The 799-nt window shown below is 47.3% G+C and carries 3 protein-coding genes; all 3 read right to left on the bottom strand.

All coding sequences use genetic code 11. From position 1 onward, the window contains the following. Positions 1–209 (bottom strand): CHC2 zinc finger domain-containing protein (locus tag VSR71_RS34995; protein WP_342917905.1); only part of this gene is annotated, 209 nt, incomplete at its 3' end. Positions 210–345: 136 nt separating this feature from the next. Next, positions 346–561 (bottom strand): 30S ribosomal protein S21, encoded by a 216-nt coding sequence (gene rpsU, locus VSR71_RS34990; protein WP_001144069.1) that lies wholly within the window; start codon positions 559–561, stop codon positions 346–348. Positions 562–573: 12 nt separating this feature from the next. Beyond that, positions 574–702, bottom strand: a complete 129-nt coding sequence (locus tag VSR71_RS34985; RefSeq protein WP_020828724.1) for a hypothetical protein — start codon at positions 700–702, stop codon at positions 574–576. Positions 703–799: the final 97 nt, after the last annotated feature.

Here is a 799-nt window from a genome sequence, read left to right as displayed (position 1 = left end):
GCATTACCGTGCGCACCACAACCAAAACAGTGGTAAAACTGCTTTTCGCCATTAACAGTAAATGAAGGCGTTTTTTCGTGGTGGAACGGACAACACGCGTGATAGTTCTTGCCCTGCTTTTTGAGCTTTACACGTGCGTCGATCAGATCGACGATGTCGGTGCGAGCCAGCAAGTCATTGATAAATACGCGCGGAATTCGTCCAGCCATAAGCCCTTACTTTACTAGCCTATAAACGAGAACAAGCCGCGCATTCCTTTCGGAAAGCACGGCCTTCGTATGCAACTACTCAGTCTGCGCGATTTTTAAAATCAGAAATTCACGCGGCGGGGTTACCCCCGAAGAATTAATACAGACGAGTGCGGCGTGCGTTTTCGCGAGCCAGTTTCTTCGCGTGACGTTTCACAGCAGAAGCTTTAGCGCGCTTACGTTCGGTAGTCGGTTTTTCATAGAACTCACGACGACGAACTTCAGCTAAAACGCCTGCTTTCTCGCAAGAGCGTTTGAAACGACGCAGAGCAACGTCAAATGGCTCGTTTTCACGTACTTTAATTACAGGCATGTGCCTCTCACCTCAATAAAATTCGGTTTGCTGCTGGCCAAGCGCCAGCAATTTCAAAATGGTGCGGAATTTTACTTCAACGGATGCTGCTTTGTAAAGCACCACAGCAAATTGAAACCTGCGGCCACCCTGGTAAAACATGCGCAATTTTGCATCGGGCGCTGATTATAGACTAATCAGAAAAAAATGCTCGTTTTTAATCAAACCGGCATTTATGGCTGGAATCATCAACATAGCC

This window comes from Cupriavidus oxalaticus, assembly GCF_038900635.1.
GTDB classification, from domain to species: domain Bacteria; phylum Pseudomonadota; class Gammaproteobacteria; order Burkholderiales; family Burkholderiaceae; genus Cupriavidus; species Cupriavidus oxalaticus_B.
The sequence above is the reverse complement of the archived record's forward strand: the minus strand, read 5'-3'. Positions and strand labels throughout refer to the sequence as shown.

What these genes read in the sequence shown, in the direction of transcription:
- VSR71_RS34985 (WP_020828724.1), bottom strand. Translation starts at nt 702, where the DNA reads ATGTTTTACCAGGGTGGCCGCAGGTTTCAATTTGCTGTGGTGCTTTAC.
- rpsU (WP_001144069.1), bottom strand. Translation starts at nt 561, where the DNA reads ATGCCTGTAATTAAAGTACGTGAAAACGAGCCATTTGACGTTGCTCTG.